This is a genomic window from Pseudomonas sp. Pf153 (assembly GCF_001269775.1).
Classification (GTDB): Bacteria; Pseudomonadota; Gammaproteobacteria; order Pseudomonadales; family Pseudomonadaceae; genus Aquipseudomonas; species Aquipseudomonas uvaldensis.
The window spans coordinates 666,075-688,320 of the sequence record NZ_LHVL01000030.1 but is presented as its reverse complement, the minus strand read 5'-3'; the positions used below and the strand labels follow the sequence as shown (position 1 = coordinate 688,320).

18 protein-coding genes and 2 pseudogenes are annotated in these 22,246 nt (G+C 51.1%); 10 read left to right on the top strand and 10 right to left on the bottom strand.

Annotated features, from left to right (window positions below):
- Positions 1-57: 57 nt before the first annotated feature.
- Positions 58-461, bottom strand: a pseudogene (locus AD666_RS26325) (transposase); the annotation flags it as partial.
- A 579-nt stretch (positions 462-1,040) separates the two neighbouring features.
- Between AD666_RS26325 and AD666_RS24185 the strand changes: the two are divergent.
- From AD666_RS24185 to AD666_RS24140, 10 genes are all read left to right on the top strand, one after another.
- The gene (locus tag AD666_RS24185) at positions 1,041-1,589 is read left to right on the top strand and encodes a helix-turn-helix domain-containing protein (protein ID WP_053157956.1); all 549 of its coding nucleotides are present in this window, start codon (positions 1,041-1,043) and stop codon (positions 1,587-1,589) included.
- Between the two features lie 287 nt (positions 1,590-1,876).
- Entirely contained in the window at positions 1,877-2,626 is a 750-nt protein-coding gene (locus AD666_RS24180; RefSeq protein ID WP_053157954.1) for an electron transfer flavoprotein subunit beta/FixA family protein, read from the top strand.
- A complete protein-coding gene (locus AD666_RS24175; RefSeq protein ID WP_053157950.1) occupies positions 2,627-3,556 on the top strand; it encodes an electron transfer flavoprotein subunit alpha/FixB family protein in 930 nt (309 codons plus the stop codon).
- A 130-nt stretch (positions 3,557-3,686) separates the two neighbouring features.
- Complete coding sequence (locus AD666_RS24170; protein WP_053157947.1) at positions 3,687-4,031, top strand: cupin domain-containing protein; 345 nt, start codon at positions 3,687-3,689, stop codon at positions 4,029-4,031.
- A 31-nt stretch (positions 4,032-4,062) separates the two neighbouring features.
- The gene (locus AD666_RS24165) at positions 4,063-6,024 is read left to right on the top strand and encodes an FAD-dependent oxidoreductase (protein WP_053157944.1); all 1,962 of its coding nucleotides are present in this window, start codon (positions 4,063-4,065) and stop codon (positions 6,022-6,024) included.
- 145 nt (positions 6,025-6,169) lie between these two features.
- The gene (locus AD666_RS24160) at positions 6,170-6,793 is read left to right on the top strand and encodes a TetR/AcrR family transcriptional regulator (RefSeq protein ID WP_082339935.1); all 624 of its coding nucleotides are present in this window, start codon (positions 6,170-6,172) and stop codon (positions 6,791-6,793) included.
- 254 nt (positions 6,794-7,047) lie between these two features.
- Positions 7,048-8,454, top strand: coding sequence for an FAD-binding oxidoreductase (locus AD666_RS24155; RefSeq protein ID WP_053157939.1), 1,407 nt, complete (start codon positions 7,048-7,050; stop codon positions 8,452-8,454).
- A 19-nt stretch (positions 8,455-8,473) separates the two neighbouring features.
- The gene (locus AD666_RS26320) at positions 8,474-8,821 is read left to right on the top strand and encodes a cupin domain-containing protein (protein WP_082339932.1); all 348 of its coding nucleotides are present in this window, start codon (positions 8,474-8,476) and stop codon (positions 8,819-8,821) included.
- Between the two features lie 44 nt (positions 8,822-8,865).
- Entirely contained in the window at positions 8,866-10,227 is a 1,362-nt protein-coding gene (locus AD666_RS24145; RefSeq protein WP_053157932.1) for an MFS transporter, read from the top strand.
- A gap of 131 nt (positions 10,228-10,358) precedes the next feature.
- Positions 10,359-11,861 (top strand): PucR family transcriptional regulator, encoded by a 1,503-nt coding sequence (locus tag AD666_RS24140; protein ID WP_256222798.1) that lies wholly within the window; start codon positions 10,359-10,361, stop codon positions 11,859-11,861.
- A gap of 170 nt (positions 11,862-12,031) precedes the next feature.
- Here the strand turns inward: AD666_RS24140 and AD666_RS27095 are convergent, their stop codons facing one another.
- The 9 genes and pseudogenes from AD666_RS27095 to AD666_RS24120 form a co-directional block, all read right to left on the bottom strand.
- Entirely contained in the window at positions 12,032-12,760 is a 729-nt protein-coding gene (locus AD666_RS27095; protein ID WP_371259631.1) for a methyl-accepting chemotaxis protein, read from the bottom strand.
- A gap of 126 nt (positions 12,761-12,886) precedes the next feature.
- A pseudogene (locus AD666_RS27090) lies at positions 12,887-13,090 on the bottom strand (HAMP domain-containing protein); the annotation flags it as partial.
- A gap of 1,095 nt (positions 13,091-14,185) precedes the next feature.
- Positions 14,186-14,803: a dimethylsulfonioproprionate lyase family protein gene (locus AD666_RS26315; RefSeq protein ID WP_172679666.1), complete on the bottom strand. Its 618-nt coding sequence runs from the start codon at positions 14,801-14,803 to the stop codon at positions 14,186-14,188.
- An 83-nt stretch (positions 14,804-14,886) separates the two neighbouring features.
- Entirely contained in the window at positions 14,887-15,246 is a 360-nt protein-coding gene (locus AD666_RS26310) for a cupin domain-containing protein (RefSeq protein ID WP_156315988.1), read from the bottom strand.
- 228 nt (positions 15,247-15,474) lie between these two features.
- Positions 15,475-16,200: a TorF family putative porin gene (locus AD666_RS26305; RefSeq protein ID WP_082339927.1), complete on the bottom strand. Its 726-nt coding sequence runs from the start codon at positions 16,198-16,200 to the stop codon at positions 15,475-15,477.
- A 49-nt stretch (positions 16,201-16,249) separates the two neighbouring features.
- The gene (locus AD666_RS24130) at positions 16,250-17,932 is read right to left on the bottom strand and encodes a carboxylesterase/lipase family protein (protein WP_082339925.1); all 1,683 of its coding nucleotides are present in this window, start codon (positions 17,930-17,932) and stop codon (positions 16,250-16,252) included.
- An 80-nt stretch (positions 17,933-18,012) separates the two neighbouring features.
- On the bottom strand, positions 18,013-18,789 hold the full coding sequence (locus tag AD666_RS26300; protein ID WP_082339923.1) for a gamma-glutamyl-gamma-aminobutyrate hydrolase family protein: 777 nt from the start codon (positions 18,787-18,789) through the stop codon (positions 18,013-18,015).
- A 186-nt stretch (positions 18,790-18,975) separates the two neighbouring features.
- A complete protein-coding gene (locus AD666_RS24125) occupies positions 18,976-20,058 on the bottom strand; it encodes a polyamine ABC transporter substrate-binding protein (protein WP_053158867.1) in 1,083 nt (360 codons plus the stop codon).
- A 73-nt stretch (positions 20,059-20,131) separates the two neighbouring features.
- Positions 20,132-21,406 carry an FAD-binding oxidoreductase gene (locus AD666_RS24120; protein WP_053157921.1) on the bottom strand — a complete coding sequence of 425 codons (1,275 nt, stop codon included), beginning with the start codon at positions 21,404-21,406 and terminating at the stop codon, positions 20,132-20,134.
- Positions 21,407-22,246 lie beyond the last annotated feature (840 nt).

Sequence of the window (22,246 nt, the reverse complement as noted above, 5' to 3'; positions counted from 1 at the left end):
CGTCCCAGAGTCACCGTGCTGATTGACGGCATGGTGTGCTCCACTCAAACCTACCTATGCATGCTTGATCAAACCCCGCAGTCGCTGGGCGTCTTTGGCGCGTACAGATTGCGGCTCAGCCAGCCAGGCGTAATAACCGCTGGGATGGTCTTTTCAGCGTCAGGCAAAGCCGTCGAATGGAATAGTTGCCCGCTCGCTGCTTAATAGAGGCGTACTTCAACCGCACTCCTTAGAAAAGTACGCGGCGGCCTTTTTAAGATGTCTCGCTCTTCGGTGACCCGCTTGAGTTCGGCTCGCAGACGACGCAGTTCAACGTGCTGATCATCGTCTTGCTGCCGTTCTGTCTGAGGCTTCCTGTAGCGCTTTATCCAGGCATAAAGGCTATGCGTCGACACGCCAAGACGCGCCGCCACATCAGCGACAGGCAGCTTCTTTTCGGTCACTTGATTGACCGCTTGGATTTTGAATTCTTTGGGTTAACGTGGGTTGCTCATGGCACCTCCTGATTGGTCTCAGTTTAAGGCGTGGAGGTGTCTATGAAACCCAGGGCGATTCATATTTTCATTATTGAACTCTTGTCCAGGTTCCGGTTTTTGGTATGAATAAGTACTGATGCGTAGAGCTGATTTTCCAATTTTGGTGTGCAGACTTAGCGGATCTAAACAACCTGAGTATCGCTATGAGGGTAAGTCGCCCTAATTCAAGAAAATCTTTGTTGATGGAGGGCTCTCGTAAAGTGGTGTTGAAAGGAGCGGCTGAATAAAATAATTAGAATCATCAATAGATTCGTATTTTATTTTAGATGGCTCGGATTACGTATCTTGGTATTTCATTGTGTTGCGATTGCCAAGTGTTTTTTAGGAGGGTATTAGTTTTGGTTTGCGAGTTCGCAGCATCCTGAGGTGCGCGCTTAAATAGGGCATTAATGAAGGGCAGCTCCTACGTCGGGATCTGTGCGCGAATGTTGGACGGCCAGCTAGGCGTTTCTTTTCCGCTTCGCATCTCCCATACTCCGGGGCTTAAGTGTGAAGGGGGAGCAAATGAGTGATCGCGTAGCTGGACTAAGGATTCGCTATCTTAGGAAAAAAAAGGGGCTGAGCTTGCAGCAGGTTGCTGACCACATGGGGCGTTCCGTGGGGTTCATTTCCCAAATTGAACGGAACATCTCCAGTCCCGCTGACGAGGATCTTGCCGCCATAGCGGTGTTACTCGATGTTGATCTTGAAGTGCTCTACACAGACACCAAGCCTGCTGTTTCTCACCCTATCATCGTTCGGCTAGAGGATCGGGCGTCGCTCGACTACAGGCCAGGCATCAACGACCAGCTGATTTCGCCCAGCATCGCTGGAAATTTCCACATGCTTTACACAGAAATCGAGCCCGGTGCCAGTTCTAGCGATCAGTTGAAGGACGAGTTCGGCGAGCAGGGTGGGGTCGTGTTGGAGGGCGAGCTTGAGCTGACGATCAACGATGAGGTATTCACCGTCAGAAAGGGGGATAGCTTCCAGTTTCCCTCAGCAACCCCCCACCGCTACGAAAATAAGACCAACAAGCCCACGAAGCTCGTATGGATTGTATCGGTCAGATAACCGTTCGTCCATAACAGCCTCTTCAAGGCGTCGCTTTTACAACGGACGCCCCTCCTACCTCAGTCCCGCTTGTCGTTAAATCAATATAAACAATTGATTTTTAAAGAGTTATTTTTCTTTGTTCGTTGGCATTTTATTCCTCTTGCTAAGCTCGTGAAAAAATGCGTAAATTTTCACACGCCTTCCGTCGCTGCTGAATCGTCATCTGACATCGCAGCGAGCGAGGAACGTGGCGCATAACAAATCACGACCCATCCCGTCCCTCCGGTTGGTAGTCAGGAACAAAAATGAAAATACTGGTAGCCGTCAAACGAGTGGTCGACTACAACGTCAAGGTTCGCGTCAAGGCGGACAACTCTGGCGTCGACCTTGCTAACGTCAAGATGTCCATGAACCCCTTCTGCGAAATCGCCGTGGAGGAAGCCGTGCGCCTGAAGGAAAAGGGCGTCGCGACCGAGATCGTTGTAGTCTCCGTCGGCCCGACCACTGCCCAGGAGCAATTGCGTACCGCCCTGGCCTTGGGTGCCGACCGCGCCATCCTGGTCGAAGCCGCCGATGAGCTGAATTCCCTGGCCGTGGCCAAGGCGCTCAAGGCCGTTGTCGATAAAGAGCAGCCGCAGTTGGTCATCCTCGGCAAGCAGGCGATCGACAGCGACAACAACCAAACCGGCCAGATGCTGGCTGCGCTCACCGGCTACGCCCAAGGTACCTTCGCCTCCAAGGTGGAGCTGGCCGGCGACAAGGTCAACGTCACCCGTGAAATCGACGGCGGCCTGCAGACCGTCGCGCTGAACCTGCCGGCGATCATCACCACCGACCTGCGCCTGAACGAGCCACGCTACGCGTCGCTGCCGAACATCATGAAGGCCAAGAAAAAGCTGTTGGCAACCGTCACCCCAGACGCGCTGGGCGTTTCCCTCGCCTCCACCAGCAAGACCGTAAAGGTTGAAGCCCCGGCTGCCCGCAGCGCTGGCATCAAGGTCAAATCGGTGGCCGAACTGGTCGAGAAGCTGAAGAGCGAAGCGAAGGTAATCTAAATGACTATCCTGATTGTCGCTGAACACGAGAACGGTGCCGTAGCCCCGGCCACCCTGAACACTGTCGCCGCTGCTGCCAAGATCGGTGGTGATATTCACGTGCTGGTTGCAGGCGCTAACGTCGGTGGCGTGGCCGAAGCCGCCGCCAAGATTGCCTGCGTGGCCAAGGTGCTGGTGGCCGATAACGCGGCCTATGCTCACGCCCTGCCGGAGAACGTCGCGCCGCTGATCGTCGAGCTGGCCAAAAGCTACAGCCACGTGCTGGCCCCGGCCACCACCAACGGCAAGAACATCCTGCCGCGCGTTGCTGCGTTGCTGGACGTTGATCAGATCTCCGAGATCATCTCGGTGGAATCTTCCGACACCTTCAAACGCCCGATCTACGCTGGCAACGCCATCGCCACCGTGCAATCGAGCGCTGCAGTCAAAGTCATTACCGTGCGTACCACCGGCTTCGATGCCGTGGCCGCCGAAGGTGGCTCGGCTGCCGTTGAAGGGGTAGCTGCTGCGTACAATGCAGGTATCTCAGCCTTCGTTGGCGAAGAGCTGGCCAAGTCCGACCGCCCAGAGCTGACCGCTGCCAAGGTCGTCGTTTCCGGCGGCCGTGGCATGGGCAACGGTGACAACTTCAAGCATCTGTACAGCCTGGCCGACAAGCTCGACGCTGCCGTCGGTGCCTCGCGCGCTGCGGTCGACGCAGGCTTCGTGCCGAACGACATGCAGGTTGGCCAGACCGGCAAGATCGTCGCCCCGCAGCTGTACATCGCCGTCGGTATCTCCGGCGCGATCCAGCACCTGGCAGGCATGAAGGACTCCAAGGTGATCGTTGCGATCAACAAGGATGAAGAAGCGCCGATCTTCCAGGTGGCCGACTACGGTTTGGTGGGTGACCTCTTCGAAGTGCTGCCTGAGTTGGAAAATCATATTTGACTGAAGACAAAAAGAAAGTGGGTTGGCCGTCCTCTTGCTTGACTCTGGTGCAATGTCGCTGAGGTCGGCGGCTTATATATGCTTTAGGTTCTAATTTTTATAACGTGTATTTCGCGTTGAGGGTGCCTGCATGTCTAAAACTCTGCACTTTGCAAAGTCAACTGTCCAGCTTCAGTCGTATGGTGGCGAACCCATTGATAGAGCGGCTATTTGTCGCCTTATTGGCACTGGCGAGAGTCAAACAATGGGTGCTGGCATCGCTTACTTCGATGGCGCCGAAATTGAGTGGGCCGTGTTGTATGACGAATTGATCGTTGTTCTTGAAGGTGAATTTCATCTCACAGTGCCTGACCAAAAAATCATTGCTCGTCCAGGTGATGTGATTTGGATTCCCGAAAAAACTCCTCTGATCTACGCCGGCAACAAGGCCAAGGTTTTCTATGCGCTTTATCCGGTTGACTGGGCACAAAAATAAAATAATTTAAAAATGCTAGGAATTCCGTGCCATGCCTGATGTAGATAAATCTTATAAGAATCTATTTTCGCCCTTTGAAATCGGCGGAAAGAAGCTCAAGAATCGTATTATGTCTACCGGGCATGACACGTCGATGCCCACTGATAATCTCGTAAATGACCAACTTGTGGCTTATCACCAAGCCCGAGCCGAAGGTGGCGCCGGCTTGATCATTCTCCAGGTCGCCGGTGTTCATGAAAGCGCGAGGTATACGTCCCATGTATTGATGGCCACAGATGACGAATGTATCGCTGGGTACCGTCGCATCGCGGATGTGTGCCATAGAAACGAGACGGTGGTCTTCTCGCAAATTTTCCATCCTGGGCGGGAGATCATGGAGTCCAGCGATGGGCCTTTGGCCGTCGCATATTCGGCATCTGCAACGCCCAACGAGCGATTCCATGTAATGCCTCGTGAACTCGATCAGGAGATGATCGATGAAATCGTTTCTGGGTATGGCGACGCGGCGCGACGTTTAGAAGCGGCAGGTCTCGACGGTGTAGAAATTGTGGCGAGCCATGGTTACCTTCCCTCGCAGTTCCTCAACCCAAGGGTCAACCATCGCACAGACCATTACAATGGTGATGTGACGGGACGGCTGCGATTCATCAATGAAATCATCGACTCGGTGCGCTCGAAAACCTCAGAAAACTTCGTGGTAGGTATGCGAATATCCGCTGACGAGCGCGACATCCATGGTCTTACTGAAGAAGAGTCCTTAGAAGCTGCGAAGCTTCTCCAGCAACGTCTCGACTACGTGCACCTAGTCGCAGGTACCTCAGCCTCTCTCGGCGGTTCAGTCCACATTGTCCCGCCAATGGCTGTCGAGCCAGCCTACCTAGCAAAAGAGGCAGGTAAGTTCAAAGATCAGTTGACCATTCCCGTCCTTGTCACCGGGCGAATTAATGCTCCTCAGGAAGCAGAGCTGATTATTGAGCGCAACCAGGCAGATGTTTGTGGGATGACCCGGGCATTGATCTGCGACCCAGAGATGCCTAACAAAACTCATGACGGAAAGGCCGAAGATGTTCGGGCCTGCATCGCTTGCAACCAAGCATGTATTGGGCACTTTCACAAAGGTTTCCCCATATCCTGCATTCAGCGACCAGAAACTGGTCGCGAGCTGAAGTTTGGCCAGATGGTTCCTGCTGCAACGCGCAGAAAGGTCATGGTTGTCGGGGGCGGGCCAGCGGGTATGAAGGCTGCTGTTACCGCTGTGCAGCGGGGGCACGACGTTACGCTTTACGAGTCTAACTCTCAGTTAGGTGGACAAGTTTTACTGGCGCAGCTTCTGCCGCGCCGGAGCGAATTTGGCGGAGCTAGTACCAATCTGCAGAGAGAACTGGAAATTTTCGGGGTTAACGTCCGCAAAGGCGTCGTTGTCACTTCGGAGATGATCAACCAGGAAAAGCCGGACGTCGTTGTGATCGCAACGGGAGCCAAACCCTATATACCTGCTTATGAGGGCGGTGGTGACATTCAAGTGGTGGATGCCTGGCAGGTGCTCCGAAAAGAGGTGCGCATTGGGCGTTCCGCTCTAGTCGTCGATTGGCGCTGCGATTGGATTGGCCCTGGCATCGCTGAGATCTTGATGCGAGAAGGCCACAGTGTCCAGCTTGCTGTTAACGGGCTGAACGCAGGAGAAATTCTTCCACTGTATGTTCGGGATAATATGGTAGGCGAGATGCATAAGCTCGGAATACCGATTACAACCTATGCAAGGCTCTATGGTTGCGATGACAAAACCGTCTACATGCAGCATACCGCAAGCGGTGAACCGATTATATTTGAAGACGTCGACACGCTTGTGCTTTGCAGTGGACATACACCTGTCGACTCCCTTGCGGCTGATCTTGATAAAAGCATTCGCATCATGCGCGCTGGTGATTGCCTCGCAGCTCGTACAGTGGAAGAAGCGATATATGAGGGCATGAAGGTTGGCTGGGAGATTTAGCCTGCAGGTCTATTAGTCAATTTAGCTGTTTTGGTTAAGAAATTAACATGCTACGCCTGGCTCGGTAGAGCTTTTGTTTCCAAAAGTCTACCCTTCTGGGCGCGGCGTCAAATTTTTGCAAGCCGTGCTATGTGTCATTTTCTCTATGAAGAAGTCGTCCTGCAATTCGCAAGCTAGTGGCATGAGTAGATGTGGCCTAATTGTTGAGGTTGCTCGGCATTTTTTTTCGTCCAAAGGTTTTCATGGGGTTAGTATCAGGAATCTCGCGGACGAGCTAGAGATTCAGCCTGGGTCTATTTATTATCACTTTGCTAGTAAGGAGGAAATTCTTTATGAGATCATCGAGAACTACGAATCCGATTTGAATCTAGCCCTTGGTTCGATTAAAGAGGGCAGCGCAGTTCGGATGCTTGGAGACTACGTGGATTCGTATATGAATCTCGCGCTTGCTGAGCATCTGGCGGCTCAGCTAGCACGCTCAGAGTTTAGGAGTTTAAGCGAGCTACATAAGCAGGAGATATTAGGGTTACGTTCTTGGCGCACCTCGACTCTTAACTCCATTCTCTTGCGAGGGCTGGAGCTAAATGAGTTTGATTGTTTTGATAGAAAGTCAACTATAAGCGCGATGGAATTTGTTTTTGGCGGCTTTATAGGCTTGTCCAGTCATTCTTTCAAGACAATAGCCGAATGTAAGTATTTTATTTTTAGGCTTCTTGGTATCCAGTATTCCATGTGTGCAAAGATCCGTGCATCTGCGATGCCACGCTGATTCACCTTGGTGCAGGTGTTGCGTGATCTAGCCGTTCTCATTGGTCGTTGTACGGTGTGAAGCTCCGTTTCGTGGGCGTTGAATAAGGCTCAGGGACGTTTGGTTGTGCCCCCAACAGGTGCTGACTGACGTCTCCAATGATTTGGCGTCGTTCGATCATATGGAGATATCAAACCATATTCTTAAGATTGTCCAATAGTTGCGTGCCTTTAGGAACGCGAAACTATGGAAAACAACATAGTGGAAACAATCCAATGCGCCTGGCCTCTTCTCGCCCCCTGACACGTAGCTACTGGCTACAGAGCCTGGAGGAAAACCTTCAGCCCACACTGCCTCTTGAGGGTGAGTACAACGCTGACGTGGCAATCGTCGGTGGTGGTTTTGTTGGCCTGTGGACGGCGCTCACGCTCAAGGAGCGTGACCCCGACATCAACGTGGTTGTATTGGAGCAGGACATCTGCGGTGGTGGAGCATCGGGGCGCAATGGCGGTTTCGTGATGTCCTGGTGGCCGAAGATCGGTTCATTGTTGAGCTTTTGTACCAAGGAGCAAGCGCTGTTCTTGGCCCACGCCGCTGAGTGTGCCATCGGCGAGTTGGGCGAATTCTGTGAACAGCATCAGATCGATGCGCATTACGCCTGTAAAGGTTGGTTCTGGACAGCGACCACCCCGGCGCATATTGACAGCTGGAATAGCACGTTAGCTATGTGTGCACGTCTGGGGGTGGAGCTCTTCATTCGTGTCTCGCAGGAAGAGGTGGCGAGAGCTACCGGTTCCGATGTCCACCTTGCGGGTGTTTATGAGCGCAGCAATGCAACAGTGCAGCCAGGCGCTCTGGTTCGGGGCATGAGAGACGTGGCCCTGAAGGCAGGCATTCGGATCTTCGAGCAAACGCCTGTGACCACCATTGATCCAGGAAAATCGGTACGCCTGACCTCCATTAAAGGGCACGTCAACGCCACTTCAGTGGTGCTCGCCAGCAATGCTTGGGCTGCATTGGTCCCCGAACTGTCCAAGCTTATCGTCCCTGTAAACAGCTCCATCGTGATTACTGAACCGATTTCTGAAAAGCTGAAGAAAATGGGCTGGACTGGGCAGGAGTCGATCACCGATTCGCAGCTTATGGTGGATTACTACCGCACCACCCGGGACGGTCGGATTGCCTTCGGTAAGGGGACTGGGGCACTGGCCTACAACTCTCAAATCAACAGCACTTTCAGTGAGCATGCGCAGAGCATTGAGCTGACCGAGGCTGATTTCCGTCGTACCTATCCTGAGCTGGCGTCGACTCAGCTTACCAATGCTTGGTCGGGCCCGATTGATCGCACCTACGACAGCCTCCCAGTTTTCGGCACGCTGTCAGGTAGTCAAAACATCCATTACGGCATTGGTTGGAGCGGAAATGGCGTGGGCCCAAGCCGCCTTGGTGGCCGAATTCTCGCCAGTCTTGCACTTGGCAGCTTGGATGAATGGAGCACCTGCCCACTGGTCGGCCGTAATTGCAAAACTTTTTCTCCAGAGCCATTTCGCTACCTGGGGGGCACTCTCGTTCGAAATGCCGTCATTCGCAAAGAGCGAGCCGAAATGAGTGGTATTCGACCATCTGCAATTGACCGAATGCTAGCCGGGCTTGCTCCGGCTGGACTTGAAGACAAAGCCTGACCATACAGGAGCCAACAACGTGACCCCAATTATCAAAAGATTAACTGCCGATACAACTTTTTCCGCTTTGACACCGGTAGCCCAGCCGCTAGGTGATCTCGTTTCGCAGACTCGCCTTGCCCTCGAAGAGGTGGTGGATGATCCTCGCTTCTCGTTTGGTGTATGGGAGTGCACGCCAGGTACTTGGCGACGTCAAGTTGTACAGGCTGAGTACAGCTACTTCATCAGCGGCAAAGGCACCTTTAGCCCAGATGAAGGCGAGGTCATCCATTTCCAGGCAGGTGACGCCGTCTATTTCGCACCCAATACGACGGGAGTGTGGACTATTAAGGATACGGTAACCAAACATTACTTCATTGTTGGCTGACTAGCTTAAATACCTCTCACAATTTAAATAATAAGGGTAATTATATGAGCGTCTTCGATATCATCGAAAATTCGCCTGTATCAAAATTTCATAGAAAACTATTACTTGCCTGCTGCGGTGGCCCATTTTTGGATGGCTACATCCTCAGTTTGATCGGTATTGCTCTTATCGGTTTCGCCCACGACATTCCGGCATCGCCAGTTGAGACTGGTCTCATCGGTGCCGCTTCGTTGCTGGGCATTTTCTTCGGCGCGACTGTGTTCGGAGCGGTCACTGACCGGATAGGTCGTGAAACCATGTACGCGCTAGATCTGACAGTACTCATCGTCGCGTGCGGCCTGAGTGCCTTTGTGACTGATGCCTGGCAACTGATCCTGCTGCGGTTCATCATCGGTCTAGCGGTCGGTGCGGATTATCCGATTGCGACGTCTCTGCTTACTGAATTCACTCCTTCCAAGCGACGTGGGTTCATGATTGGCCTCTCTGGACTGGCTTGGTCTGTAGGCGCGATGACGGCATTTGTTGTTGGCTATCTGGTCGTCAAGTTCAGTGGTGACCATTCGCTGTGGCGTTGGATGTTGTTCAGCGGCGCCGTTGTCGGCCTGATCGTCGTTATCATGCGTCGCGGCATTCCTGAGTCGCCACGTTGGCTGGCCAGTAAGGGACGGATCAAGGAAGCAGAAGAGGTCATCCTTAAGGTCTATGGCAAGTCGGTTAAGATCACCCAGGCCGACATCAATCAGCTTCATGATGGTGGGCGTCCACGCTCCATGATGGCAGACCTGAAGATGATTTCGTCGGGCGGCTACCTCAAGCGTACGATCATGTGTGGCGTGCTTTATTTCGCCCAGATCACACCACAGTACGTGCTCTACACGTTTGGTGGGATGATCCTGATCACAGCGGGAATTGAAGGCGTAAACGCATCGACATTAGGAGAGCTGCTGATCGCCACGCTGTTCGCGATTGGTGTGATTCCGGCCCTAAAGCTGGTGGAAACGTGGGGGCGCCGGCCGATGGTGTTGGTACCATTTGCACTCATGGCCATACCGTTGTTCGCTCTGGGCCTGTGGGCCGATGCACCTGCATGGTTCATCATCAGTGCGTTTGCGTTCTACGCTTTTGTATCTGGCGGGCCGAGCATTCTGGAGTGGATCTATCCCAACGAATTGTTCCCGACTTCCGTGCGTGCGACTGCCGTGGGCGTAGCTGTTGGCATCAGCCGTATCGGTGCTGCAACAGGCACTTACCTCATGCCGATCGGCATCGCATCCATTGGCCTGCAAGCGACCTTGCTGATTGGTGCCGGCATTACCCTTGTAGCGTTCTTCGTATGCCTCGCTTGGGCTCCGGAAACCAAAGGTAAGTCTCTGCAACAATCTGCCTCGCTTGGCTTGGCCACCTAATTGAAGCCCTTTTCTGCCTGTCTAGCTCGACGCCTCTAAAGCGTCGCTGCTAGGGTGGGGGTGAAACCCAGCGACGTTAGTGGCCATCAGTCACCAAAGCCGTTGGGTATTTTGGGATCTCAAGCCTGGCAATGAAACCCATGTCTTTTTCCATTCAGGACATCCTCGATGATGCATCCCTACGTACGCGGTTACTGACCGGGGTACAAGGCGCACAGCGGGCTTTGCGCTGGACGCATGTATGCGAACTAGCCGACCCCAGCGAATGGCTAGGGGAAGGCGACCTGCTAATGACCACCGGTATTGGCATCCCCCAAGACATAAAGATGCAGCGGGCATACGTATCCCGTTTATGCGATGTGCAAGTAGCCGGCATGATGATTGGCGAAAACATGCAAGCGCCGAGTGATCTCTCTGGCCTGAACGATCAAGCATCGTTGCTCGGATTTCCTGTCTTAATCACCCATTACTCCGTTCCTTTTTCTGCAGTCACGAGGGCAATTGTCGATGCCCGGCAGCATGCGGAGGATCAACGACGACTTGCCGTGGTAAGGCTCTACGAGAGTGCGCGGATTGGACTGCGGCATCTCGGTTTGAGCGCGTTATTGCTCAGACTTTCTGCAGACGTCGCAGCTGAACTTTACCTCTTTGAAACGCGTAGCTTGTGTCCTTGGCAGCAAGGGCTTGCGCCTCTACCACGGCGCTGGCAAGAGGTAATTGCTTCGCGCGGGCGCCTCACCTTTGATCTCGCTCGTTGTCATGACGGTGAAAGCGAAGCGTGGGTGATGGCACTTCCCGGGTCGCCAGAGTGCGCCATCCTCGCCACTGGGGGGCAGCTCCTGGATTACGGCATCCTTCACCATATCGCTTCCGTGCTCGCAATCGAGCTTGAGCGTCTCATGGGTGAGCACGAGCGTAGGCTTCGCATAGGCTCTGAATTGGTCGATGATCTGCTAAACCAGAGACTGACTGATAAAGCTGCTATGGAGCGTCTGCAGCAAATGGGATTCCCGCCTGGAGCGACCCACCTAATAGTCGCTCGATTAGATCGTGAGGCTCCAGAAAATTGGCAGCTGGAGTTTGAGCGTCAGAGCATAAAGGTGCTGGCCAGGCAGGCAGGGGCGGAGCTGGTGATTCTTGTGTCCAGTCAGCCGTCCTATACTTCGCTTCAAACCGCGCTAGGGTGTTCACTCGGAGTCAGCGCGCAGCTTGGCGTGGGGCTGAGGGTACCTGAGGCGCTACGAGAGGATCGCCTTGCGTTGGCTCATTCGACGAAGGCTCGTAAGGTCGTGAACTATGAGAATGCCTTGGACGAAGCATTCTGGTTGCCGAGCGATCTGGATCAGGCGAAGATGATGTATCGCCGGGTGATTGGGAGTCTGGCTGACTACGATGCGCAGCATGGTAGTAACCTGATTCGTACCCTGAATATCTTCCTGGAGCAAAATCGCTCTTGGCAAAAGTCAGCGCAGGTTCTGAGTGTGCACAAGCAGACTTTGGTTTACCGCATTCGCTGGATTGAGGAGATTACAGGGCGGTCTCTGGATGACACAGAAGGGGTAGTGGCTCTCTGGATTGCCCTGCGCTCTATGGAAATTGCCTTAGATGGCCCCCTCAATGATCCAGGCGGCTAGATATTCACTATACCCAGCACCTAAACTTCAATTTCAGGCGCTGGGCGTTGTTAGGGTTTTTCGTAAAGGAGATCAGGTTGCGGGTGACTGGAAAAGATTCTTCTTCATCAAGGCCCAGGCTTATGGCGTTAGTCGATAAGGCTCGAATAGTAGTTTGATGATTTGGATATTCATACTTTGAATGTGCTCATCAAACTATGTTGATTTTCAGCCATGTTCGATAGTTCAATGCTGGCTTGAGAGACATCTACAGCTCTTTTGGCAACATAATTAGAAGCTGATCCGATGTTGTTGACATTACTGCTTATTTCCTCTGCTACTGAACTTTGTTCCTCTGCTGCGCTTGCGATTTGCGTATTCATGTCGCTGATGACAGCTACAGCTTGAGCAATGGTTTCCAGGGCTTTTTGAGCTTCCTCAGATTGACGGAAGCTTTCGTGAGTTCGTTCTTCGCTTTGAAACATGGCGCGGACTACCAGCTGTGTTCCATGCTGTAGCTGAGAGATCATGACCTGAATCTCGTCAGTCGCTTGTTGGGTGCGCTGGGCGAGCTGCCTTACCTCATCTGCTACCACAGCAAATCCTCGCCCCTGTTCTCCTGCTCGGGCGGCCTCAATTGCCGCATTCAGCGCAAGCAGGTTCGTTTGTTGAGCGATCCCGCTGATGGTGACGAGAATGGCACTGATTCCCTCGCTTTCTTCAGCCAATGACCTAACCGAAGTCGCAGCCCGCTGTATTTCCTGGGTGAGGTGCAGGCTTGCAGACGCTGCAGTTTGAACAATTCGCTTGCCATCCTCGGTGGCTGAGTCGGCATGGCTGGCGGCATCTGCAGCAAGCGCAGCATTTCGTGCAACGTCCTGCGCGGTGGCGGTCATCTGCTGAACTGCCGTAGCGACCATCTCAATCTCTGCCAATTGCCGATTAACTTCAATACTGGTGTGCGAGGCGATTTCAGCAGTTCTTTGAGATGAGTTCGCCAGACCACCGACTGAGGATACCGCTTGCTGGATCGTAGCTTGAAGCTTGGAGAGAAAGGCGTTGAAGCCTGTCGCCATGGCTCCGATTTCATCGTTCCTGTCCGAGACCAGCCGTTGTGTTAAATCGCCTTCACCTTTCGCTATGTCATCCAGCATGGAGACCATCTGGCGCATCGGTCGCGCAATTCGAACGCTAATCAGCCAGATACCTGTGAGGCCGGCCAATGAGGCAATGAGCCCCACCAGTAGCATGCCCCAGATATCTTGGTTACGCCGACCCGAAAGCTGTTGCTCAAGATCTCGCAGTTCAGCCATCGCTACATCAATCGGCAGGTCAAGTGTAAGCATCCATGGCATGCTCCCCTCAACGGTGAAGGGGTATGTCAAATAAACCCTGCCGTGGTCATGGTCGATTTGAAATACAGGTTGTGAGTCGGTAACTTTGTCAACAAGACTTTGCAATTCGGCACTAAGCGTATCTTTGCTTTTGGCCCCAAGCTTCTTTTCATCACTGCTAAACCCCACGATGCTGCCATTAGCCGATAATAATGCCACTTGTCCAGCACCATCATAGAGCTCTTGATTCGCCTGGATAGCTAGGCTCTGTATGAAATCTAGTGACAAACTAACTCCGGAAACGCCAAGAAAGCGACCGTTTTTTATCAAAGGAGCATTAAAGCTGGATATCAATTCAATTGTGCCATCAACATCGTAAGACGCGGGGTCAACGGTGCACGGTTTACCTTTCTCTCTGGGGCAAAGATAGTATTCTCCTTCTCGAACTCCCGTAGCAAGCAGTGTTTGACTCTCAAGTTCATCACCTAAAGTGGAGAGCACCGCTTGACTAGAGGTATCTCGATACCACCATGGGGTAAACCTGCCTGATTCATCGGATGGTGCGGCCGTTTTTGACTCAGCTTTTGAAGCGAATGCCTCAGGCTCCCAAGCTGTATATACGTCTACAAGGGTAGAGTTCTCGACTAAAAAAGCTTTGGTGAGATTTTGAATGTCATTCCTTAGCAGAAGAATTTCATGGGCCGGAAGATCTTCCGAACTCGCTAGTGTCGTATTTGTTAGCGCAATCGCTTTAGCAATAAGCATTGGTTGAGCCAATTCAGCTTGAATCTTAGCGGCCTTTGATGAGGCCAGAGCCATTAAGCGGCCTTCAAGAGTATTTTCTAAAAGATGCTCGGTTTGGGAGTGTACAAAACTCTGAGTTTTAAAGCTTGCATAAAGGGAATAAGTTACAAGTGTGGCCGTAATCAGGAATAAACTAATTCCTGCAAAAATAACTATTGAATGCTGGATTGATCTTATTTTCATTATAGCTCCGGTTGTGCAGCTTGATTATTCTGCACCAGGGACGAATTTTTCATCGCCAAATAGTAGCCATAACGAGAGGTGATGTGTGTTACCCGATCTCATCGAGTGGAAATGATTTCCCGGGTTGTGAACAGTTCCACCGATGCCAGGCCTATGCCAAAAAGCAGACTCTCGCCACCATTCGCTATCTGACAACGCGATATAGAGCTCTTCGGGGCGATGTCGATGTTCAGGATACGTGAGACCCGGACGCATAACGGTAACACCGAGCATCAGGTTGCCAAACGTTGCTAAACCATTAGGCCCAAATATCATTGCATTCAAATGGCCCTCTTGGAACTCGGGGGGAGTGGTTCTTGCAGGTATCGTATACCACCTCAGTGCCGGAGCAATGTTGAAAATGCACTCAGACATTGCTTTAAGATTAAGAGGAAAAGATGCTAGATTTTTTTTTGCATTGCTAATGCAGGACGTTACTAGTTCAAAGCTTCGATCATTGGTGTTGAACGGAACTGGTTTTCTGATCATTATGTTGGATTCAGCAGCTTGAAATCGATCCTCAAAATCAGGTGCGACTGATCTTAAATGGAAACTGATAAGTTTGTGGAGATGAGCAAGCTCAGTTACAAAGTTTGGAATCATTTGAGTCTCCGTCGCGATTTGCATGAGGGTGCTGGCTAGGCTTTAGCAGACCTGGAGAGGTCGCTCCGAGCGACCCGTTACGATTAAGCGATGACGAACAGTTTTCTAACTGTTCCGACATTCTGCCAAGTTCCACTGAACCCTGCTGGTATAACGAAAGATTCGCCTGGGCCGTAATTAACAGATCTTCCTCGTCGATCAGTTAAACGTACATATCCATCAAGTATGTGGCAGAACTCTGTTTGCTCTGAAGTAAAATTTTCTTCACATGCCTCAGCTTCCCATACCCCCGAGATGAAACTTCGGGATTCGTCAGAAAAGTGCAGCCATGTTTTTGCTGTGTACTCCCCCGATAATACATCGGGGTGGTTGATTTTGTCTTCAGTTGGTTCGACATCGGAACGTGAAAAACCTACTACGTCATTTACCGATTTATTACTCATAACGTTAACTCTCATTAGGTTTTTGAAAAGCTAAGTGCGCTTGTGATAACAGTCTGATTTGTAGGGGGGGGCAGTGCATTACAGAATCTAGCTCTTGCAAGGAGTTAGCTTCTACTGGGTTTTATGTATTGTCCCCAAATAATTCTTATTAACGATGCATTCTATGCGGCGATTTAATAATACCGCCAAGGTGGGTAAAAGATCCTCAGCGATATCGCCCCTAGTTAACTAGAACTTTTTGGAAACACCTACAACTAGATTTGCACTACAAAGGTCATCGTAGCCAGATACGCTGACGCACTCAGATGAGGAGAGGTCTGTATCTACTAGACTAGCACTGAATGTTGCTCCCAATAAATCATGATCAATTCTAGCCTCCCATTCCCGGTAATGTTCTCGGGTGTTCCCATCGGCTGAAAAAATGACTGGATCTTTAAAGTCATTTAATCCGTAACGAACTTTGACCCTTGTTGTAGCAGTAAAGGGATATGTATAAGCCAGGGATGTGTATGAACCAGCTTGGCTTCCTGACGCCCACTGATGGGTGAGCTCAATAGCTTTGTATGTGGCAACGACATAGTACGAAGGTTCGTTTAGCTCGCTGTTCTTTTGATAGGTATACTTCCACCAGCCCACGTCGAGGGTGAAATCTTCGCCAATCGGGATGTACCAGCCGGCATAGTAATCCTGCTCAAATCGGGTTGCTGTCGAGGGGCCGTAGTCGACATTAGACATCCATGTGCCGATGTACGCACCAATAGGGGAGGCTAAAGTGACTCCCCCCTGAACAGCAGGATCCCCGAGTGTTTGCGATATACCGTGGTATCGATAGTCGCTCACGGCACTAAGTTCGATTTCCGCATCGAATCCATGTCCGAGAGGTAGAGCTTGGGCTTCACTGAGTACCGATATAGCAAGTGTTGCCACGACGAGTGCTGGAGAAAGATTATTCATATGCCACCCTTGTTATTAATTTTTTCAGGTGTTGCATGCACAGTCGAGCTCAGTCGTGCTCAGTCGACGTAAACTCTTCATTTTGCCAAATAGCACGACGCTGAGGCTCGGGATCTGACTTGGAGGAGGATTGATCGTCCCAAATCATAGTTTGCCTCGCCGATACATCATAAGTCTGCCACTCAGGCACATTCTTGTCGTTCGGATTGCCGGTACGTGCAAAGTTAGTCCACGCGGCCATCATCTGTTTGCTGAGTTCTTTCGCTTCATTGCTTGGCTCGGCGCTAAATTCAACGCCACCAGGCACCCAGGCAAGATCGAGCGATCCAAACACAAAGGGAAGCTCCATTGCGTGAACCGATCCTAGGTTTTTCTGTCCCTTAGGAATGTAGCTGTCCGGCACTGCCCATTTAAAGCGGTACAGGTATACATTTGGATTATTAGTTTGCTGATTTTCGACCATCTTTCGCATTGGTTGAATCATCGCAAAGTCATCGTTCTGCGCCTGGCGAACCTTTGACAGATCTGCTTCTTTCAGGATGGCCTTATATTTGTCATCCAGCGAGCCTTTAATCCTGTGCTCAAGGTCTTTTCGGTACTTTTCGGGCATTAGAGGGCTGGCGTCGCCGAAGTCGGTAGCGTCAGTGAACATGTTTCGATGTTCGCTATCGTATAGTGACCAATAGTTCATTTCGTTTTGAGTTGCGCCGGCCATCAAATCGATTGCTTTAGCGTTCCCTGCCTTGATCACCTTATTGGGCTCACCAATGATTATGTCTCCATCGATGAAGGGGGCAAACAAAAGGTCGCCGATTTCAGACTGTGCATATGCGAGAGTCTGAATTTCCAATAGCGCTTGAGTGGACGCATCTCGGAATTCCGAGAATGTCTTCATGTCGCTGGCCTTAAAAATGTCTTTAGCAGCTTGGCTGGCGACCTTTGGAGAGTGAATGATCTGAGCGCCACCACTCTGGGCGATTGCACGTTTGAAAAGATTTTCAGGACGCTTAGTTGCCATCAGTGCATTGATAGAAGCACTACCAGCTGATTCGCCAAAGACGGTGATGTTATCGGGGTCACCACCAAAGGCTGAGGCGTTTCTCTTAACCCAAGAAATGGCAGCAATCTGATCCCTCAGGCCATTGTTACCGCTACCCTTGTAAGCGCTGTCCAGTTCTCCCAATTCCATGAAGCCAAATAGCCCCAAGCGGTAATTAAAATTGACAATCACAGCGTCGTGACTAGCGAGATTCTTACCATTGTAAAAATCACTTGAAGAGCTACCGACGACAAACGCACCGCCGTGAATAAATACCATTACCGGGCGCTTTTTGGAGTCTACTTTGGGTGTCCAAACGTTCAGATAGAGACAGTCCTCGTTGTCATAAATTTCGATTTCGTCTCCAGTACGGGATGTTACTTTACGCGCTGGCGTGGAGTATTCTTCTAGTGGGTCTTTGAACTGCGCGCACGATGACTTATATTCATTAGTCTCTAGTATATTACTCCAAGGCTTAGCGGGGCGTGGCGGTTGGAACCGAAGATCTCCAACAGGCGCCGACGCATACGGTATGCCTTTGAATGCAACAACGTCACCTTCACGAAATCCTTTTACAGTTCCGCTCTCAACTTTAGCGCACGTCTCGCAGTCATCAGCTGCATGTGCTGGGGTCGCAGCTAATACGCCGAGCAAGGCCATGGCGGCAGTGGGTACAGATTTTAGTTTTATCATTTTCTGCTCCAATACGGTGAGTTGATGGTGCTTTTGTGCGCCGCTACTTGCTTGGGTTGCAAATCTCGATAGTTAAGCTTTCACAAGCTGGCTTGAATCAGAGCTAAGTTGTTTCTATGTCTCGCATATTTTTCGCACGCGGCTTTGAATTTGTTGAAAAGAAGCAAAGAGATTGGGTTTTCCTTAAACTTCCATTCCGGGTGCCACTGAGCCCCAAATGCGAAGCCCTCTGTGCCTATGGCAGATACTGCTTCAACTAAGCCATCTGGGGAAAAAGCTTCGACACGTAGCGGCGCGGCAAGACGATTGATTCCCTGCCCGTGCAGCGAGTTGACTTCAAACTGTGCCGGGAAACCCCATTTCTCCAACTGACCACCAGATGTGATGGACACGCTGTGGCTCAGTTCATATGTCTCGGCTACAGATCTGTTCACTGGCTCACGATGATCAGCGAAGCCTTCAACCTCATGCACCAGTTGGTGCAGAGTTCCACCGAGAGCTACATTCAGCTCTTGAAATCCCCGACAAATGCAAAAAATTGGTATTCCCTTTTCCAGGGTTTTTTTAATTAGCGCTAGAGTCAGAGCATCTCTGTCTGGATCGTGTTTCTGCTCTAGATTTTTGGAGCTCTCACCGTAATGGTGTGGCTCAATGTTAGATGGCGAACCGGTAAACAGGATGCCATCTAATTTTTCCAAGAGTGTATCTAGGTCTGCAGAAGCTGGTAGTGCTGGTATCACCAGAGCTGCGCCGGCATGAGACGCTGCCTCTAGGTACTTATGGCCAACAGTGTGCGATGAGTGACTGCCGAGCATTTGGCGGCAGGCAGTGACGCCGATGAGTGGCTTCGGAAACATCCGGAATACCCTTATATTCGAATTGATGGTGCCTGGTGCGTGCTTTCAGCCTGCAGGTGCAAGGGGTCACGTCAGCTAGGTTCTAAAAACTGACGTGACGCGTAATCTGCGTTCAGCGCTCAAGCGCAATCTAACCTTCGGGCATTAGCGCTGCCGTCATAAGAGTTAATGAGTCGGCGTGAGTTTTCACTTAGACGACTTAATATTGCTCCAAATCCTTGTCAGTTGGCGCTGAGCTTTCATCGGATGTACCGCCGTTACAAAGAGATTTTTCTGAGTCGCCTCTGAGGGATATGCCGCCAGGTTATTTCTGATGGCTGGATCCATAAATTCATCGGCACCTGGGTTTGAATTGGCATATCCGACATAGTTACTTACATCTGCGATTACGTTTGGCTTCATCAGGTAATTGATAAAAGCGTGTGCATCCTTAACATTTTTCGCATCAGAAGGAATCGCCAGCATGTCAAACCAAATACTGCTACCTTCTTTTGGTACCACGTATTCAATATCAGTATCTAATCCAGCCTCAGTAGCTCTGGCTTTAGCTTGAATGGCATCCCCGGAGAAGGCCGCCGCAACGCATATGTTTCCATTAGCGAGATCGGAGATGATTTTCGATGAGTGGAAGTAGGTAATGTAAGGGCGCACGGAAAGAAACTTGGTCTCTGCCTTCTTGTAGTCAGCTGAACTGTTGCTGTTAGGATTCATTCCGAGGTATAGAAGCATGGATGGAATCATTTCATCAGCCGAGTCCAAGAAGGCAACGCCGCACTGAGATAGCTTCTTCATATTCTCGGGCTCGAAAATGGCGGCCCACGAATCGATGTGATCTACACCGAGTGCAGCTTTGACCTTCTTGGCATTGTAAGCAATACCACTGGTTCCCCAAAGATAAGGTACCGCATACTCATTGCCAGGATCGTTTGCTTCTAGACGCTTGAGGAGGGCGGGATCCAAGTTCGCAAAGTTTGGGAGGAGAGACTTGTCGAGCTTTTGGAATGATCCGGCGTTCGTCAGTTTCTCTAGAACATGGTTTGATGGCACTACTACATCGTATCCGGTGTTGCCCGCGAGAAGCTTGGCCTCAAGAGTGTCATTAGAATCAAATACGTCGTACACGACTTTGGTCTTGGTCGTTTTGCTGAACTCTGCGATTGTTTTCTCGCCAATGTAGTCAGTCCAGTTATAGACGTGTATTACAGACTCCGCGTGCACTGGCTGAAGAATGCTCGCCGAAATCATCACTGCGGAAAGTGTTCTCAACATCAATTCTTTTGTTATCATTGTTTTTACCCTTATATGTTATGGCGGACGCGACGCCAGACCGGCTAGGCGTTTACTAGTGCCCTGTTAGTTTGGAGGCTAGGTAGTATTTGAATTTTCCCGCCATTGCCAATGGTAATCTAGTCCACGGTAGTCCTGGCAGGCGCTGGTGTTTTATGTTGGCGAAGAGATCAAATGAGTGGTTGATGCCCAGCAACTTTTCCGCTGCAAGGCTGCCAGCCATGCTGGCACAGTTGACTCCATGTCCGTTAAAACCCTGTAGGATTATTCTGCCGTCTTTGACTTCTCGAATATCAGGCATTTGGTTTGCGGTTACGTCTAGCCATCCGCCCCAGACGTAATCGATTTCTATGTTTTCAAGCTTTGGAAAAACTTTAGCAATTTCAAGTTTGATATGTCTAAGGTCAGATTGACTAGGGTTCTGACTAGTCCCGACTGAACAACCAAAGAGTAGCCTGTTATCTTCAGTTTTACGGAAATAGTGATTGAATGTGTGTGTATCGAAAATAGGCTCGCTTCCAATAAGAATCGTTTCGTCAGACTCAAGGGGGCGAGTCGCAAGTTGATAAGTACCTATCTTGAGCACGCCTGGTGCCAGCTGGCGTTCTAAGTCGCCGTTAAAGGCATTACACGCCACCACTACTCGACTGGCGAGAACGCTCCCACCTGGTGTTTCAACCTGCCAACGTTCTGCCTGTTTCTGCATCTTTACAACCGGGCTCAACTCGAATAGCCGTGCGCCGCAGGCGGTTGCGGCACTTGCGATCCCGAGGGTATAAGCGAGTGGGTTGATTTGTCCGCCTCTAGGGTCTCGTAGTCCGCCTGCGTATTTAGTCGAGGTCACATATTTCAACAGCTCCTCTCTTTCCAGAGGTTTCACTTCGCTATAGCCATAAACTTTAGTGAGGGTCTCAGCTTCTTGGCGCATAGCATCAAAGTGGGTAGGGTGTACAGCGGCTGTAATCTGTCCTCGTCCCATTTGGCATGAGATACTATATTTTTGAATATTTTCAAATACCTTATCCACGCCTTTAGTTGCCAGCTCAAATAATTGGCGGGTAAGATCAATCCCGTAGTTCTTTTCCACATCTGAGATTGGAGGGGCAAAGCCTCTTATGACTTGGCCTCCATTCATTCCGGAGGCACACCCCCCAAATTTTCGAGCTTCGAGGACTACACAAGAGATGCCAGCTTTACTGAGCTCTAGGGCAGTTGTTATCCCGGCTATGCCCCCGCCGACTATGCAAACATCAGCTTCATGAATGCCCCGTGCCTTAGGAAAGACCTGTCGCGTTACAGTGGTTTCATAGTAATTAAAAAAAGCAGTCATGCGGATTTCTCTATCTATTTAGCTTTTTTCAAGTGATTAAATCGGTCACGGCTGATCGCGATACGCCGCAGTTTCACTTTCATAAGCGAAGCACAGGTAAGTAGCTGAGCACTTGGTTTCCCAAGCTCAATTTTTTTTAACCACGTCTCGCTGGCATGGTCTGAGGGGTGTGGAAAAATCCACTTTCGTGAACATTATCCGCTTCTTGTTCATGGTGCAAATTTTTTTCTGCCTACCTGGACGGCCCTCTGCTGGTTGGCTGGATCATGCCTGTCTGGCAGGGCCTTTGCTCTGACAGGGGGCGGAGGGTTGGGTGGTGTGGAAACACTCGGACATCGCTCGGGTGTTTCCTTCTCGCGCTGCCCGAGAACTTGGTCTGGCTGAGCGTGGACGCGCTCGATGGAGGCGTTTTGTAGCGGCAAGGAATCGCGGCGCTCATAGCTCCCCTCCATAATTTGGGAAAGCTGGCCACCGAACGATTTGATTGAGACAAGGCGAGACGCGGGACGGTGGCCACGTGTTTTCCGCGTGTCAGCTAGTCGCGCGTGGCGTGGCTATTGGGGCCCAGATGTGATTCATAGCCATTTCATTCTTATGACTGCGAACCAGATCGGGGTGGTGGTGGCCTCAGAAGGCCCAAGAGCGAAGGCTCGGCTCCACGGGCCTGTCGACGATCACATCATTGGCTTAACTTCGAGCATGCGTCCGCTAAGGGCGTTAGCCATTGGAACGGTAGCCTTTTGCGTAGGCTTACACTAACAGGTGCCACCTTCTGGTCTCTGGTCGTCGAAGTCTACTTCCGCACGGCTTCCAGATTCACCAGTTAGTATCTGGCCGGAG

Bases quoted from the DNA above. Each gene is read 5' to 3' on its own strand.
- AD666_RS24185 (WP_053157956.1), top strand. From the start codon at position 1,041: ATGAGTGATCGCGTAGCTGGACTAAGGATTCGCTATCTTAGGAAAAAA.
- AD666_RS24180 (WP_053157954.1), top strand. From the start codon at position 1,877: ATGAAAATACTGGTAGCCGTCAAACGAGTGGTCGACTACAACGTCAAG.
- AD666_RS24175 (WP_053157950.1), top strand. From the start codon at position 2,627: ATGACTATCCTGATTGTCGCTGAACACGAGAACGGTGCCGTAGCCCCG.
- AD666_RS24170 (WP_053157947.1), top strand. From the start codon at position 3,687: ATGTCTAAAACTCTGCACTTTGCAAAGTCAACTGTCCAGCTTCAGTCG.
- AD666_RS24165 (WP_053157944.1), top strand. From the start codon at position 4,063: ATGCCTGATGTAGATAAATCTTATAAGAATCTATTTTCGCCCTTTGAA.
- AD666_RS24160 (WP_082339935.1), top strand. From the start codon at position 6,170: ATGAAGAAGTCGTCCTGCAATTCGCAAGCTAGTGGCATGAGTAGATGT.
- AD666_RS24155 (WP_053157939.1), top strand. From the start codon at position 7,048: ATGCGCCTGGCCTCTTCTCGCCCCCTGACACGTAGCTACTGGCTACAG.
- AD666_RS24145 (WP_053157932.1), top strand. From the start codon at position 8,866: ATGAGCGTCTTCGATATCATCGAAAATTCGCCTGTATCAAAATTTCAT.
- AD666_RS24140 (WP_256222798.1), top strand. From the start codon at position 10,359: ATGAAACCCATGTCTTTTTCCATTCAGGACATCCTCGATGATGCATCC.
- AD666_RS27095 (WP_371259631.1), bottom strand. From the start codon at position 12,760: ATGGTCGCTACGGCAGTTCAGCAGATGACCGCCACCGCGCAGGACGTT.
- AD666_RS26315 (WP_172679666.1), bottom strand. From the start codon at position 14,803: ATGATTCCAAACTTTGTAACTGAGCTTGCTCATCTCCACAAACTTATC.
- AD666_RS26310 (WP_156315988.1), bottom strand. From the start codon at position 15,246: ATGAGTAATAAATCGGTAAATGACGTAGTAGGTTTTTCACGTTCCGAT.
- AD666_RS26305 (WP_082339927.1), bottom strand. From the start codon at position 16,200: ATGAATAATCTTTCTCCAGCACTCGTCGTGGCAACACTTGCTATATCG.
- AD666_RS24130 (WP_082339925.1), bottom strand. From the start codon at position 17,932: ATGATAAAACTAAAATCTGTACCCACTGCCGCCATGGCCTTGCTCGGC.
- AD666_RS26300 (WP_082339923.1), bottom strand. From the start codon at position 18,789: ATGTTTCCGAAGCCACTCATCGGCGTCACTGCCTGCCGCCAAATGCTC.
- AD666_RS24125 (WP_053158867.1), bottom strand. From the start codon at position 20,058: ATGTTGAGAACACTTTCCGCAGTGATGATTTCGGCGAGCATTCTTCAG.
- AD666_RS24120 (WP_053157921.1), bottom strand. From the start codon at position 21,406: ATGACTGCTTTTTTTAATTACTATGAAACCACTGTAACGCGACAGGTC.